This window comes from Ensifer sp. LBL, from assembly GCF_050435225.1.
In the GTDB taxonomy this organism is placed as follows: Bacteria; Pseudomonadota; Alphaproteobacteria; order Rhizobiales; family Rhizobiaceae; genus Ensifer.
This window is the reverse complement of record NZ_JBNDJY010000001.1, coordinates 816652-830662: the sequence shown is the minus strand read 5'-3', so window position 1 is coordinate 830662 and position 14011 is coordinate 816652. Positions and strand designations below refer to the sequence as shown.

Here is a 14011-nt window from a genome sequence, read left to right as displayed (position 1 = left end):
GCCTCCAATGGATATGAACGAAATCAAAGAGATCTTCTTCCAGGAATGCGAGGAACAACTCGCCGAACTGGAATCGGGTCTGCTGAAGCTCAATGATGGCGACCGCGACCCGGAAACGGTCAATGCCGTTTTCCGTGCGGTGCACTCCATCAAGGGTGGCGCCGGCGCCTTCGGGCTGGACGACCTGGTCTCCTTCGCGCACGTGTTCGAGACGACCCTTGATTGCGTTCGTTCCAATAGGCTCGATCCCGGACCGGAAGTTCTGAAGGTCATGCTGAAATCGGCCGACGTGCTCGCCGACCTCACCAACGCTGCGCGCGATGGCGGCAGCGTCGATGAGGCGCGCAGCCGCCAGCTGATCAAGGAACTCGAGGCGCTCGCAAACGGTGAAGTGCCGCAGGCGTCGGCAGCACCGGCCGAACCGGTTGCCAAGCCCGTCGCTGCCGTGGCGCCGCCACCGGTCAACGACGAAGGCTTCCAGCCGGTCGCCTTCTCCTTCGATGACTTCGACGCGGCCGAAGAGCCGCCGCTGATGGAAATGCCCACCTACGAGATTGTCTTCAAGCCGAAGTCCGATCTCTATGCCAAGGGCAATGAGGCAACGCTGCTTCTGCGCGACCTCTCGCGCCTTGGCGAGATGAGCATCCATTGCGACACGGGCGCACTGCCGACGCTCGATCGGCTGAGCCCGGAGAGCGCCTATTTCTTCTGGAAGATCTCGCTCAAGACCGACAAGGGCGAGGACGCGATCCGCACGGTTTTCGAATTCGCCGAGTGGGATTGCGACCTGGAGATTTCGCTGGTCGAAGACGAGGCGACGCAGTCGGGCGAAGAGCTGCCGATGCAGCCGGTTCCCTTCGACCTGTCGATCCTTGATGACGAACCGGCGGTATCGGTCGGTGTCGTCGAGGAAGAAGAACAGCTTGTCTCCCAGCAGCAGGATCGCGACGCCGCGGTTTCGGCTGCCAGCACGGCAAGCAACGTGCTGCAGATGGCGCAGTCCGCCGCCCGCGCACCGGCCGAAAAGGCAGCACCGGCTGCCAGTGCCGCCGCACAGAGCGCTGCCGCGCAACAGGCTGCCGCATCGGCTGCAACGCCGACCATCCGCGTCGATCTCGATCGCGTCGACCGCCTGATCAACCTTGTCGGCGAACTCGTGATCAACCAGGCGATGCTCTCGCAGAGCGTCGTCGAGAACGACACCAACGGTACGTCCTCGATCAACATGGGCCTCGAAGAGCTGCAGCAGCTCACCCGCGAGATCCAGGATTCGGTGATGGCGATCCGCGCCCAGCCGGTGAAGCCGGTCTTCCAGCGCATGTCGCGTATCGTTCGCGAAATCGCCGACATGACCGGCAAGTCGGTCCGCCTCATCACCGAAGGCGAGAACACCGAAGTCGACAAGACGGTCATCGACAAGCTCGCCGAGCCGCTGACCCACATGATCCGCAACGCGGTCGACCACGGCCTCGAAACGCCGGAAAAGCGCCTTGCCGCCGGCAAGAGCGCCGAAGGTACGGTCCGCCTGACGGCGAAGCACCGTTCCGGCCGCATCGTCATCGAGCTTGCCGACGACGGCGCCGGCATCAACCGCGAGAAGGTGCGCCAGAAGGCGATCGACAACGACCTGATCGCCGCCGATGCCAACCTGTCGGACGAAGAGATCGACAACCTGATCTTCCACGCCGGCTTCTCGACGGCTGACAAGATCTCCGACATTTCCGGCCGCGGCGTCGGCATGGACGTGGTCAAGCGCTCGATCCAGGCGCTCGGCGGTCGCATCAACATTTCGTCGAAACCGGGCCACGGTTCGGTCTTCACCATGAGCCTGCCGCTGACGCTCGCCGTTCTCGACGGCATGGTGGTCACCGTTGCCAACCAGACGCTGGTCGTGCCGCTGACCGCGATCGTCGAAACGCTGCAGCCGGAAGCCTCGGCGATCCACTCCTTCGGTTCCAACCAGCGGCTTATCTCGATCCGCAACTCGTTCTGCCCGCTCGTCGACGTCGGTCGCATCCTCAACTTCCGCGCCATCCAGGCGAACCCGGTCGAGGGCGTCGCGCTCTTGGTGGAATCGGAAGGTGGCGGCCAGCGTGCTTTGATGGTCGATGCGATCCAGGGGCAGCGCCAGGTGGTGATCAAGAGCCTGGAAGCCAACTACACCCACGTGCCGGGTATCGCCGCCGCGACCATTCTGGGTGACGGTCGCGTGGCGCTCATCCTCGATGTCGACGCGATCGTCGCCGCCTCGCGCGGGCACTCGCTGAAACCTGAAATGTCACTTGCTGCAGTCGGATAATGACAATGACCTATGCCGCAAAAAATCTGACGACGGACGGACGGGAGCTGATCGCTTTCCGCGTCGGTGATCAGGAATTCTGCGTAAACATCATGCAGGTGCGCGAGATCCGTGGCTGGACGCCTGCGACATCCATGCCGCATGCGCCATCCTATGTGCTGGGTGTCATCAACCTTCGCGGTGCGGTGCTGCCGATCGTCGATCTCTCGGCCCGGCTCGGCATGAAACCGGCCGAACCGAACGTGCGCCACGTCATCATCGTCGCACAGGTCAAGAGCCAGGTCGTCGGCCTTCTGGTCGACGCTGTCTCCGACATCCTGACGATCACGGACGACAAGATCCAGCCGACGCCGGATGTCATCTCGTCGGAATTCGAAAAGAGCTTCGCCCGCGGCGTGCTCGCAATCGAAGGCCGGATGATCTGTCTTATTGAACTGGAAGCGATCTTCCCGCAGGAAGAAAGGGAAGCCGCATGAGAAGCCAGATCATCGCCGAACAGAAACTGTCGCCGGACGAGTGCCTGGCGAGCGGCGAGTATCCGTTGACCCGTCGCGATCTTACCGAGATCGCCGCGATGATCTATGCGGATGCCGGCATCTACCTCAACGAGACCAAGGCGTCGCTCGTCTATTCGCGGCTGTCGAAGCACATTCGCAATCTCGGGCTCAAAGGCTTCCGCGAGTATTGCCAGCTGGTCGCTTCGCCCGCCGGTGCGGCCGCACGGCGCGACATGCTTTCGCACCTGACGACGAACTTCACGCGCTTCTTCCGCGAGAACCATCACTTCGAGCACCTGAAGACCGACGTGCTGCCGGACCTGATCGCCCGCGCCAAGGCCGGTGGCCGGGTGCGCATCTGGTCGGCCGCCTGCTCCGACGGACAGGAGCCCTATTCGATCGCGCTGACGGTCCTGTCGTTGCTGCCGAACGCCGCCGACTACGACTTCCGCATCCTTGCGACCGACATCGACCCGAAGATCCTGGCGCTCGCCCGCGCCGGTGCCTACGACGCGACCGCGCTCGAAACCGTCAATCCGGCCATGCGCAAGCAATATTTCTCCGAGGTCAACAGCGGCGGCCGCTTCAAATGGCAAGTCGATGATCGCGTCAAGCGGCTGATCACCTTCAACGAACTGAACCTGATGGCGCAGTGGCCGTTCAAGGGTCCGTTCGACGTCATCTTCTGCCGCAATGTCGTCATCTATTTCGACGAGCCGACGCAGATGAAGATCTGGTCGCGCTTCGCCGGCATGCTGAACACCGACGGTCACCTTTATATCGGCCATTCCGAACGGGTGTCCGGTGACGCGAAGGCGCACTTCGACAACATCGGCATTACCACCTACCGCCACACCGGCAAATTTCATGGAGGACGGGCATGACCGCTCCCGCTCGTGTTCTCGTCGTTGACGACTCCGCCACCATGCGTGGCCTGATCACCGCCGTGCTCAACGCCGATCCTGACGTGACCGTTGTCGGCCAGGCGGCCGACGCCATGGAAGCGCGCCAGGCGATCAAGCAGCTTGATCCCGATGTCGTCACCCTCGACATCGAAATGCCGAACATGAACGGCCTCGAATTCCTCGACAAGATCATGCGGCTGCGGCCGATGCCGGTCATCATGGTCTCGACGCTCACCCACAAGGGCGCCGAAGCCACGATCGCCGCACTCGAGATCGGCGCCTTCGATTGCGTCGGCAAGCCGCATCCGGGCGACCCGCATCCCTTTGCCGGCCTTGTCGACAAGGTGAAGGCTGCGGCTCGCTCGCAGCGCAAGTTCATCATAACGGGTAACAAGGTTGCGGCGCCGGCTCCGGCCAATGCGAACACGGCGTCCGAATACCGGGCCGGTCGCAAGATCATCGCCATCGGCGCCTCGACCGGCGGCGTCGAAGCCCTGATCACGGTTCTGCAGAAGTTCCCGGCCAATTGCCCGCCGACGGTGATCACGCAGCACATGCCGCACACCTTCACCAAAAGCTTCGCCGAGCGGTTGAACCGCCTCTGCGCGCCGACGGTGCAGGAGGCGACGGACGGTGCGCGGCTCGAAATCGGCAAGGTTTACCTGGCGCCCGGTGGCGAGCGCCATCTGCAGGTCGCCAATCCGACGGCGCCCTGCTGCCGGCTGGTGGACCGCGACCCGGTCAACGGGCATCGGCCTTCGGTCGACGTGCTGTTCGATTCGGTGGCCGAGCTTGCCGGGCGCAATGCGATCGGTGTCATTCTGACCGGCATGGGGCGCGACGGCGCCTCCGGTCTCCTGAAAATGCGGCATGCCGGAGCAAAGACCTTCGGCCAGAACGAAAAGACATGTGTCGTCTACGGCATGCCGAGAGTCGCCTATGAATTGGGCGCCGTTGAAACCCAGCTCCCCCTCGGCTCCATCGGGGAGGAGGTCCTGAAAGCAGCGGCGCTCCGCAAGGAAGGAAGCGAATAATGTCCATCGCCGAAAAAATCAAAGTTCTGATCGTCGACGATCAGGTGACAAGCCGCCTGCTTCTGGGCGACGCCCTGCAGCAGCTCGGCTTCAAGCAGATCACCGCCGCCGGTGACGGGGAGCAGGGCATGAAGATCATGGCTCAGAACCCGCACCACCTGGTGATCTCCGACTTCAACATGCCGAAGATGGACGGGCTTGGCCTGCTGCAGGCGGTCCGTTCGAACCCGGCGACCAAGAAGGCGGCCTTCATCATCCTGACGGCTCAGGGCGACCGTGCCCTGGTTCAGAAGGCGGCGGCCCTCGGTGCCAACAACGTTCTGGCCAAGCCCTTCACCATCGAAAAGATGAAGGCTGCGATCGAAGCCGTATTCGGGGCGCTCAAATGAACATGGAAGCCGCCGGCAAGCGCGTGCATGTCATCCAGGGCGAGTACAAGGTCTTCAACGATCCGAACATCGTTCTGTCGACCATTCTCGGCTCCTGTGTGGCAGCCTGCATGCGCGATCCCGTGGTCGGCGTCGGCGGCATGAATCACTTCCTGCTGCCAGGTTCCGCGACGTCGCCCACATCTGGCGGCGACGCGACCCGCTACGGGGTCCACCTGATGGAGTTGCTTATCAACGGCCTCCTGAAACAGGGCGCCCGGCGAGATCGTCTCGAAGCCAAGATCTTCGGCGGCGCCAAGACGATCGCGCGGTTTTCCAATGTCGGAGAACAGAACGCAGCCTTCGCACGCCAGTTCCTGCTCGACGAGGGCATCCGCATCGTCGGCGAGAGCACCGGCGGCGAGCACGGTCGCAAGCTCGAATACTGGCCGTCGTCCGGCCGCGCCCGGCAATATGCCCTGACCGGCGTCGAAACGCAGCGCACGGTGCAACTGGAGGAACGCCCGATCGTCGCGCCGAAGCCGGCCGAAAGCTCCATCGAATTCTTCTGATCCTGCGAGGCAGGCGCCTCGCAGGCCCGAAATACGACTTCTACCGCAGCCCCGAGCCACGTGAGACATACACATGCAGACCGACTACCAGGCCCACATGCCGCACGTGGAAGAAGCGCTCCCCGAAGTGCTGATGCGCATCGTCACCGAATTGCACGACGTCGCCTATCTGATCGAGCGGATCGAGCCGCAGCTTGCCGGTGACCATGGCGCCGATGCACTTGCCAATCCCGACAAGATGATGGTGCTGCAGGGCATCGACCTTGCCGTGCAGAAGACCCGCGGGCTGGCCGAATTCATCGACACGATTACCGCATCGATCCCGGACGCCTGGATGGTCGACGTCACCACGGCCGTCAATCTGGTGAAGCTTGCCGATATGAAAAAGGCACTTGGCAACGGCATGTTGCGCCACGGCCACTCCCAGCCGCTGACGAAGGCGGCCGGCGATTTCGAAGCGTTCTGACGCTTGCGAAGCGCGCTTCATGGCGCGCGTCTGAGAATATCCTTTTATAATCAGCAGCTTGCTGCACCGTGCCCCGATGCCGCCGCAGCTCTGCGGCGAGGCTTGGCTGCGCGCGACGGCCCGTTTCGCGCCGGTGGATAAGTTTTGTGGCGAGGCTTCCGCCGCTTCGATTGGGCTCATCAAGCCAAGTTCGCGCAAGTTTCGTTTCCTACGGTCCGGATCGGGACTGGTGGATTCGCGCGCATTGGAAGTCGATACTCGGCATGTCGATACCCAGAAAACCCGAATGTTGGAACTGCGCAGGGCGCTCGGCCGATGATCGGCCCGATGACCTTGCGATACTGGGTGCGGAAACAGAATGAGTCTGTTGGATCAACTCTCGACGTTCACGAAGAACCTGAGCAGTCTCGGGCAAGGCAAGCTGATCGCGTTGGCGGCGGCTGGCATTGTTGCGGTCGGCATGGTGCTCGGGGCTGGAATTTACGTCAACAGACCCTCGTTCGAGACGCTCTATGTCGGGCTCGAACGCAGCGATGTCACCCAGATCAGCATCGCGCTGGCTGAGGCCAACATCGATTTCAATGTTGGGGCTGACGGCGCCAGTTTGCAGGTTCCGGTTGGCATGACCAGCAAGGCGCGCCTGCTGCTCGCCGAGCGTGGCCTGCCGAGCAGCGCCAATGCCGGCTATGAACTCTTCGACAATGTCGGTTCGCTCGGCCTCACCTCCTTCATGCAGGAAGTGACCCGCGTGCGCGCCCTCGAAGGCGAAATCGGCCGCACCATCCAGCAGATTTCCGGTATCGCCGCCGCCCGCGTCCACATCGTGATGCCGGAGCGCGGCAGCTTCCGCAAGGCAGACCAGAACCCCACCGCCTCGGTCATGATCCGCGCCAGCGCCACGGTCGGCCGCAGCGCTGCCGCTTCGATCCGTCATCTCGTCGCCTCGTCCGTACCGGGGCTCGACGTCGATGACGTGACCGTGCTCGATTCGACCGGGCAGCTTCTCGCCTCCGGCGACGACCCGGCCAACAGCGCCCTCAACCAGTCGCTCGGCGTTGTCCAGAACGTGCAAACCGAGCTTGAGAAGAAGATCGACAACGCGCTTGCTCCGTTCCTCGGCATGGACAATTTCCGCTCGAGCGTCACGGCACGTCTGAACACCGACACGCAGCAGATCCAGGAAACGGTCTTCGATCCGGAATCGCGTGTCGAGCGCTCGACCCGTGTGACCAAGGAAGAGCAGAAGTCCAGCCAGCAGCAGCCGGACAATGCCGCGACCGTGCAGCAGAACATTCCTCAGGCCGCCCCGAAGGGTGGTGCCGGCCCGCAGTCGAGCGATCAGGCCGAGAAGAAGGAAGAACAGACCAACTACGAAATCAACAGCAAGACGATCGCTACCGTCAAGAACAGCTACACCGTCGAGCGGCTCTCCGTTGCCGTCGTCGTCAACCGTGGCCGCCTGGCAGCAATGGTGGGCGAGCCGGCCGACCAGGCCAAGATCGACGCCTATCTCGCTGACATGCAGAAGATCGTCGCCTCGGCTGCAGGCCTCGACACCAGCCGCGGCGATATCGTGACCTTGACTGCCATGGACTTCGTCGAGACGCAGCTGCTCGACCAGGCGGTTGCCGGCCCGGGTGTCATGGAAACGCTTACCCGCAACCTCGGCGGCATCATCAACGCGCTCGCCTTCATCGTGGTCGCCTTCCTGGTGGTCTGGATGGGCATGCGGCCACTGGCTCGCCAGCTCGGTCTTGGCGGCGGCGCCGGTCAGATCCAGGGAGAAGCCGCTGGCCTCGAACTGCCCGACTTCTCTCCGGCCAATGCCGGCGCCGGTGGCGCGCTCATGGAAGGCTTCGGCTCGGACTTCGGCTTCGACAGCACCGACGACCTGCTCAGCATGGGCGACGACAGCGGCAGCTTCAACCGCCGCGTCAAGGAAGGGCCGGAGCGGCGCCTGGCCCGCATGGTCGAGATCAGCGAAGAGCGCGCGGCGAAGATCCTGCGCAAGTGGGCTCTCGACAAGGCAGCCTGACGGACAGAAAACGACCCCGGAACTTCTTGCAAATCCCGCCCTTGTGGCGGGATTTTTCTTGTCGCCACCACGCCTCATCGCGCCTGCGGTGGGTTTTGGTGTTCGGCTCAAATATTGCCGGAGTCCGGCCGCCATATTTCATCTGGCGCCGAAATTGCTTCAAGTTTCCAAGGGAGTTCGGCGGAGTCCCGGTGGAATCTCGGATGGTAATATTTTAACGATATCTTAATTTATAGATTCGGCGCGCCCGCATGACGTGCATTCCGCGTTGCTATCTACTATTCCGGATTCGGGCTATACAGAGTTCATCGCAAATATAACATTATTGCTATAGAAATTTATTCTTTGACTTTCACAATTTATATATCGGTAAAATGAGCTGCGCCTGAAAATAGGCTGGTGCATTTGAGCAACAGCTATGAAAACAAAGTATAATATCGCCCGCATTCGAAATTCTCTGTGCGCGAAAAACCGTCCTTTTTTGGGATGAAATCCCATCATTTTCCACTCGCAATGCGGCCCCCTCTCTCGTTCCGCGCGCGAAAATCGCTGATTTTCAAGAGAAAATGCCTTTCCTTTCAAGGTGTTGCGATTCTGAGTCGGTTCATGCCGCAGCAGATGGGTGTTGGCAGGGGCGTGTGATTGCGAATCGCGACATGCCGGCGACACGAAGTAAATAGCCAGAAGAGGGCGATGTTTTTTTTCTCGCGTCGATGTACATTTTTAGCAGTTGATTCGCGTCCTGATCTGCGACTGGTGGTAATATTCGGCTTCGGCCGGCTGTTGGCGGCGGCAGCGCAAATGCAGTTCCGGGATGTGGATCCGGCACAGGGGCTGAACTCATGGACATTTCGCAAGCAGACATTGCTGTCTGGCCTTTGCCGACGGCACCGACACGCGCACGCGGCGGCGGGTTTTCGCGCGAGCAGCTTTTGCGACGATTGGGCGAAGTCGCCGGGCGCGGCGGTCTCGGAAGCGGCCTCTCGGCGCTGACGGAATATGTCGGCGCGAGCCATTATCTGTTGGCGCGCTATGATCTGTCGCAGGACAGCGGCCTCGACCACGTGGTCTGCTCGGACTGGCCTTTCGACGTCGTCCGGCGGCTTTCCGGCGTGATCACCGCGCTTCATGCCAAGACGACGGAGCTGGAAAAGTGCCTCGCGGTGCTGCAGCCGTGTTTTCATGCGCTTCCCGACAATACCGAATTGCCGCGCGGCATCAGCCGCGAATACTGCGCAGTTACCTTCAATGTCGGGCGCCTGCGTTTCTCCCTGATGCTGCTCGTCCCGGAAGACGTGATCCTGTCGCAGGAGAGCCTGCGGGACGTCACGCTTCTGGCGGGCTATCTGGCAAGCTTCACCACACGCGCAGAAGTGCGCCATGACCGCGACTTCGAGCTGACCGAGCGCGAACTGGAGTGCCTGTTCTGGATTGCCGAAGGCAAGACCAGCGAAGAGATCGCGGTGATCCTCGGCATCTCGCGCAACACCATCAACAACTACATCACCAGCGTCATGCGCAAGACCGCGACCCGGACGCGGTCCGAAGCGATTGCCTACGCGGTGCGCAATAATCTTGTGTAAGGAACGGGCGCGATGACGCATTTTCTTGGCGGCGGGCGGATCGAGGACGAGCAGAAGCTCGCAAGAAACGGCAACCGCGCCGCGCGAGCGGCCACCTTGGTCACGCGCCTGCAAGCCATGCAGCGTCAGATCAACGCCAAGCATTTCGCAGTCCTGCGCCTCAACGGCAAGGGAACCGGCAGCGCCCGAAAGCTCACCTGCGTCCTCGACAACTGGGGCGTAGCCGCGGAAGCCAACGCCCATGATCTCGTCAACGCCTATGGCGAAGAACTGGTCGCGCATCTCGACCAGTCGCTGCTGCCGATCCTTTGGGACGGCGCCGGCGAGCACCAGGCGGCCGAGCTCTCCGAGCTTGCGCCTTTCGCGCAGCGCCTGAAGGGTCGCAAGCTTCCCTATTCCGGCATTGCCTTCCCCGTCAGGCTCGGCGCCCAGGGCAACGGTTACGTCGTCTTTGCCGGCAGCTACGTCGACGCCTCCACGGAGCAGGTGGTCGATCTGCACGGCCGCAGCTGCATGATCATGACCGACCTTCTGGCGGCCGACGAGAAGCGCGTCGCCCCGGCGGAAACCTTGAGCGACCGCGAGATCGCCTGCCTGCAGATGGCGGGCGACGGTCACATCAGCGAAGAGATCGCCGAGCGCATGGGGCTTTCGGTCCACACGGTCAACGCCTATCTGGGGGCTGCGACCACCAAGCTCGATTCGGTCAACCGCATCCAGGCGATCGCCAAGGCGATCCGCCTCGGCTACATCAGCTAGCCCCGGACACGACGGACCACGCCGGCCTTTTGAGCGGCGGAGCCGAGGGAATTGCCAGCGTCAATTGCACGTCCAGACGAGATCCGTCCGAGCGGCGCTTTCAGCTCGCCAGTGGCAACTCGTAGGACTTGATGAATTTCGCCTCTGCGAGGCTCCGCGCCAGGAAGGCCGTGTTCTCGTCCGGGTCGGACGAAGGGTTCTGGAAATTGATGTGGCTGATTTCGATCCCGGCCGTCTCGTTGCCGAGCGACAGGCGGACATAGATGGTCACGCCGCGGGGCTTCAGTTCGAGGTCGAGCACGATTTCCGGCTCGCTGTCCCAATCCAGATTGTAGTTGCCGCCGAGGCCGAAATTGACCGTGCCGGGCAGAAAATAGAGCTCCGCTGCCGATTCGACGAGGTCAGCGAGGCTGGCATAGGACTCGAACCGCAATAGCGCGATGAAATCGGCGGCGTCGATGAGACGCAGTTCGGTCGCCACAGGGCGAATTGCTTCAGCTACGATCTGTTCTCGCTTCTCGGAGAATTCGCACTTTTTCATCGGAGTTATGTCATCCGTTTTGGTTGCGACGCATGCACGCGGTGAATGAGTTCGGCAACAGCCTTGTAAAACACCGGTGGAATCACACTATCGACCGAGACTTGTGCAAACATGGAGCGTGCAAGCGGCGGGTCCTCGAAGACGGGAATGCCGTTTTTCTCTGCGATTTCACGGATCTTGAGGGCAACCAGGTCCTGGCCCATTGCCACGACGATAGGCGCGTCGCTCTCCTCGCGGACATAACGCAAGGCGACGGCATAGTGGGTCGGGTTGGCGATGACCAGCGTGGCGCGCGGCACCGACGAGATCATGCGCTTGCGCGCCCGGTCGCGCTGCATCGAGCGCAGGCGCGACTTGACGATCGGGTCGCCCTGCGCCTGCTTCATTTCCTCCTTCACTTCCTGCTTGGTCATCATCAGTTCGGTGTACCAATGGTGCCGCGACCAGAAGAGGTCGGCGATCGCCAGCACTGCGGTCGACAGCAGAATGACGATCATGATCTCGTTGAGGTCGCTCGCCATTGTCGAGAACATCGTGACCGGATCGGAAAACATCAGGTCGAGCGTGGCGAAATAGTCGTTCCAAAGCACCAGGACGACGACGACCGACACGATGATGATCTTGAACAGCGACTTGCCGAATTCGACCAGGCCCTGGATGCCGAAGATCCGCTTGAGCCCCGCCATCGGTGAAACCCGATTGAGCTTGGGCTGGATGCGGTCGAGAACCGGCAGGGGCAAGTTCTGGAAGATGGAGGCGCCGACGCCGAAGACGATCAGCAGGACGAAAACCGGGACAACCAGAGCCGTCGATTTCCAGATCAGATGGGTGATCAGGGCCACGACGTCGGTGGCGTTTTCCAGCCGCCAGGCCTCGGGTTGCTCGAAGATATCCTTGAGCGCCTCGGTGAGGGTGGCGACGCCGTCGGTCAGGAAGAAGACGAAGAAAATGTAGATCGCGAGCGTCGATGCGAACATCGTGGCTTCGCGTGAAAAGGGCACGTTACCCTTTTCGGCGGCGTCGGAGATCTTCTTCTCTGACGGGGCTTCTGTTTTGCTGTCTTTATCCTGATCGTCCGACATGAGACAGGACGGCTCCCAGTTCCTCTGCAGCGACGCGCGTCCGGCGGACATATGCCCTGCATTGCGCCTCCTGTAGTGGACCCAGCGCGGGAACCAGGCAAGAGTTGAGCCCCGGCATTCGCCGGGGCTCAACAGAAATTACCCTTCGGGGAGCGGTCGGTCGGCCGCGTTGCGCGGCTCGTTGGACGGAGGCAGGCCTCACGCGGCCTGCACATCCTTTTCCTTGAGCTCGAGCTGTCCGTTCGCAGCCAGCCTGATGGCTTCCTGCGTGATCGAGCGTCGTGCGATAGCGATATCGCGCGGGTTGATGCCGGCATCGCCCATGGCGAGATCGGACTCGATCATGCGGCGCTGGCGCGCGCCGATGGAGGCAAGCACGGATTCGCGCAGTTCCGACGTCGAGCCGCGCAGCGCCATCGTGATGATGTCGGTCGACACGTCGTTGAAGAGCTGAACGCGGCTGCGCTGCGGCATGTAGAGTACGTCGTCGAAGAGGAAGATCTTCGGACGAACCTTGTTGGCCGACGCGGTGCTGAGCGATTCGAGCGAGGCAAGCAGCGTATCGACCTGCGGCTTGTCGAGTTCGTTCATCACCTCGGCGATCTTGGCCGGGCCTGCCGAATTGCGCTCCGCTTCCATCTCGCCGATCATTTCCATGACGCGGTTTTCGATGATTGCGGCGGCCTTCGGGTTGACGTCCTTCATGTTGACGGCGCGCTTCAGGATGTCCGGGCGCTGTTCTTCCGACAGCTGCAGCAGCACCTTGGCACCGAAGCTCGAAGGCATCATCGACAGCACGTAAGCGATCGTCTGTGCATGTTCCTTGGCAAGCTGGACGGAAACGGCGACCGGGTCGCATTCCTGCAGGCGATCCCAGATGTTGGCTTCGTAAGACTGGAACGTGGCGCGTCGGCCGAGCAGGCCGTCGACTTCGTCCGGCGTCAGGCCTTCCTCGAGAATGCTCTCGATCGCCTTGGCGTTGTCCATGAGGCCGGCGCCCTCGGTGAAGAGGTCTTCGAACTCGTTGACGAGGGCTTCGAGCTCATGCGGCGGAATGGCGCGCAGCGACTGCGCCGAGGCGATGATCGACTGCAGTTCGCTCTGGGTGAAGAACTTCAACAGCTTGCTGGCGACGCCCTTGCCCATGGCAAGCAGAACGGCCGCCGCCTTGTCCGTCTGGCTGAGCGGCCTTGATAGCGCCTGAGCCTCGAAACTTTCGAAATCCATCATGGATTCATCCTTCGCCCAATCATTGGGCCCTATGACTTCTTATTGCCCTTGATCTCGATGAGTTTGACGCCGAAGCGGGTATCGTCGCCTTCGAGAACAGTAATTTCGCCACGGCCGATCACGCGACCGTTGACCATGATCTCCACTGGCTCGCCGATGCGGCGATCCAGCGCGATCGTTGCGCCTTCGCTGAGGTTCATGAGGCCCGAGACCTGCATCCGGCTGGAGCCAAGCACGATCTGCACGTCGATCGGAATGTCCATGATCAGATCGAGATTGGCGTTCATGCCGCTGCCGGGCGGCGTATCGACGGCCACATCAGCGCTGTCGAAGGACGTAGCGGCAAAATCCGTGCCGCCGAAATCGCTCGTCGCGGCCGCGCCGCCGAGATCGGCGCCGAAGTCGCTGGAGCCGAAATCGCCGCCGAATGCGTCGAGGCCGCCAGCGGCCGGTGCGCCAAAATCACTGCCGAAATCGGTGGTGCCAAGCGTTTCGCCGCCGAATTCGGAGCCGAAAGCATCAGGCGTGTCGGAATCCTGCTTCAGGACACCGCGCAGGTCGTTGATCGCCTGGTCGAGTTCCATATCTCCGACAGCGACTTCGGCCTGTTCGTTGATGGGTGCTTTTTTGGGTGCCATGT

14 protein-coding genes are annotated in these 14011 nt (G+C 61.9%); 10 read left to right on the top strand and 4 right to left on the bottom strand.

The features are described 5' to 3' along the window. The first annotated feature begins 7 nt into the window (after positions 1 to 7). The 10 genes from OKW20_RS04010 (at position 8) to visR (ending at position 10518) form a co-directional block, all read left to right on the top strand. Positions 8 to 2299, top strand: a complete 2292-nt coding sequence (locus tag OKW20_RS04010) for a chemotaxis protein CheA (RefSeq protein ID WP_429170300.1) — start codon at positions 8 to 10, stop codon at positions 2297 to 2299. Between the two features lie 5 nt (positions 2300 to 2304). Next, the gene (locus tag OKW20_RS04005) at positions 2305 to 2775 is read left to right on the top strand and encodes a chemotaxis protein CheW (RefSeq protein WP_043613065.1); all 471 of its coding nucleotides are present in this window, start codon (positions 2305 to 2307) and stop codon (positions 2773 to 2775) included. Next, the gene (gene cheR / locus OKW20_RS04000) at positions 2772 to 3680 is read left to right on the top strand and encodes a protein-glutamate O-methyltransferase CheR (protein ID WP_043613064.1); all 909 of its coding nucleotides are present in this window, start codon (positions 2772 to 2774) and stop codon (positions 3678 to 3680) included. Before OKW20_RS04005 ends, cheR begins: the two co-directional genes overlap by 4 nt. Then, the gene (gene cheB, locus OKW20_RS03995; RefSeq protein ID WP_043613062.1) at positions 3677 to 4735 is read left to right on the top strand and encodes a protein-glutamate O-methylesterase CheB; all 1059 of its coding nucleotides are present in this window, start codon (positions 3677 to 3679) and stop codon (positions 4733 to 4735) included. The genes cheR and cheB overlap by 4 nt, the downstream gene beginning before the upstream one ends. After that, on the top strand, positions 4735 to 5124 hold the full coding sequence (locus OKW20_RS03990) for a response regulator (RefSeq protein ID WP_025425902.1): 390 nt from the start codon (positions 4735 to 4737) through the stop codon (positions 5122 to 5124). The genes cheB and OKW20_RS03990 overlap by 1 nt, the downstream gene beginning before the upstream one ends. Further along, the gene (gene cheD, locus OKW20_RS03985) at positions 5121 to 5675 is read left to right on the top strand and encodes a chemoreceptor glutamine deamidase CheD (protein WP_043613058.1); all 555 of its coding nucleotides are present in this window, start codon (positions 5121 to 5123) and stop codon (positions 5673 to 5675) included. Before OKW20_RS03990 ends, cheD begins: the two co-directional genes overlap by 4 nt. Positions 5676 to 5748: 73 nt before the next feature. Then, entirely contained in the window at positions 5749 to 6141 is a 393-nt protein-coding gene (cheT, locus tag OKW20_RS03980) for a chemotaxis protein CheT (protein WP_043613055.1), read from the top strand. A gap of 358 nt (positions 6142 to 6499) precedes the next feature. Then, complete coding sequence (gene fliF, locus OKW20_RS03975) at positions 6500 to 8176, top strand: flagellar basal-body MS-ring/collar protein FliF (RefSeq protein WP_043613052.1); 1677 nt, start codon at positions 6500 to 6502, stop codon at positions 8174 to 8176. A gap of 842 nt (positions 8177 to 9018) precedes the next feature. Next, entirely contained in the window at positions 9019 to 9759 is a 741-nt protein-coding gene (visN, locus tag OKW20_RS03970) for a transcriptional regulator VisN (protein ID WP_043613049.1), read from the top strand. Between the two features lie 12 nt (positions 9760 to 9771). Then, positions 9772 to 10518 (top strand): transcriptional regulator VisR, encoded by a 747-nt coding sequence (visR, locus tag OKW20_RS03965; RefSeq protein WP_429170298.1) that lies wholly within the window; start codon positions 9772 to 9774, stop codon positions 10516 to 10518. 100 nt (positions 10519 to 10618) lie between these two features. Here visR and OKW20_RS03960 read toward each other — a convergent pair whose 3' ends face one another. The 4 genes from OKW20_RS03960 to fliN all read right to left on the bottom strand — a co-directional run bounded on the left by OKW20_RS03960 (position 10619) and on the right by fliN (position 14009). Beyond that, the gene (locus OKW20_RS03960) at positions 10619 to 11059 is read right to left on the bottom strand and encodes a hypothetical protein (RefSeq protein ID WP_043613045.1); all 441 of its coding nucleotides are present in this window, start codon (positions 11057 to 11059) and stop codon (positions 10619 to 10621) included. A gap of 5 nt (positions 11060 to 11064) precedes the next feature. Then, positions 11065 to 12141 carry a flagellar biosynthesis protein FlhB gene (gene flhB, locus OKW20_RS03955; protein ID WP_043613043.1) on the bottom strand — a complete coding sequence of 359 codons (1077 nt, stop codon included), beginning with the start codon at positions 12139 to 12141 and terminating at the stop codon, positions 11065 to 11067. 198 nt (positions 12142 to 12339) lie between these two features. After that, a complete protein-coding gene (gene fliG, locus OKW20_RS03950; protein ID WP_034796925.1) occupies positions 12340 to 13371 on the bottom strand; it encodes a flagellar motor switch protein FliG in 1032 nt (343 codons plus the stop codon). Positions 13372 to 13400: 29 nt separating this feature from the next. Beyond that, a complete protein-coding gene (gene fliN / locus OKW20_RS03945; protein WP_429170295.1) occupies positions 13401 to 14009 on the bottom strand; it encodes a flagellar motor switch protein FliN in 609 nt (202 codons plus the stop codon). Positions 14010 to 14011: the final 2 nt, after the last annotated feature.

Bases quoted from the DNA above. Each gene is read 5' to 3' on its own strand.
- fliF (WP_043613052.1), top strand. From the start codon at position 6,500: ATGAGTCTGTTGGATCAACTCTCGACGTTCACGAAGAACCTGAGCAGT.
- OKW20_RS04005 (WP_043613065.1), top strand. From the start codon at position 2,305: ATGACCTATGCCGCAAAAAATCTGACGACGGACGGACGGGAGCTGATC.
- fliN (WP_429170295.1), bottom strand. From the start codon at position 14,009: ATGGCACCCAAAAAAGCACCCATCAACGAACAGGCCGAAGTCGCTGTC.
- cheD (WP_043613058.1), top strand. From the start codon at position 5,121: ATGAACATGGAAGCCGCCGGCAAGCGCGTGCATGTCATCCAGGGCGAG.
- cheB (WP_043613062.1), top strand. From the start codon at position 3,677: ATGACCGCTCCCGCTCGTGTTCTCGTCGTTGACGACTCCGCCACCATG.
- OKW20_RS03960 (WP_043613045.1), bottom strand. From the start codon at position 11,059: ATGAAAAAGTGCGAATTCTCCGAGAAGCGAGAACAGATCGTAGCTGAA.
- visN (WP_043613049.1), top strand. From the start codon at position 9,019: ATGGACATTTCGCAAGCAGACATTGCTGTCTGGCCTTTGCCGACGGCA.
- OKW20_RS03990 (WP_025425902.1), top strand. From the start codon at position 4,735: ATGTCCATCGCCGAAAAAATCAAAGTTCTGATCGTCGACGATCAGGTG.
- fliG (WP_034796925.1), bottom strand. From the start codon at position 13,371: ATGATGGATTTCGAAAGTTTCGAGGCTCAGGCGCTATCAAGGCCGCTC.
- flhB (WP_043613043.1), bottom strand. From the start codon at position 12,141: ATGTCGGACGATCAGGATAAAGACAGCAAAACAGAAGCCCCGTCAGAG.
- OKW20_RS04010 (WP_429170300.1), top strand. From the start codon at position 8: ATGGATATGAACGAAATCAAAGAGATCTTCTTCCAGGAATGCGAGGAA.
- visR (WP_429170298.1), top strand. From the start codon at position 9,772: ATGACGCATTTTCTTGGCGGCGGGCGGATCGAGGACGAGCAGAAGCTC.
- cheT (WP_043613055.1), top strand. From the start codon at position 5,749: ATGCAGACCGACTACCAGGCCCACATGCCGCACGTGGAAGAAGCGCTC.
- cheR (WP_043613064.1), top strand. From the start codon at position 2,772: ATGAGAAGCCAGATCATCGCCGAACAGAAACTGTCGCCGGACGAGTGC.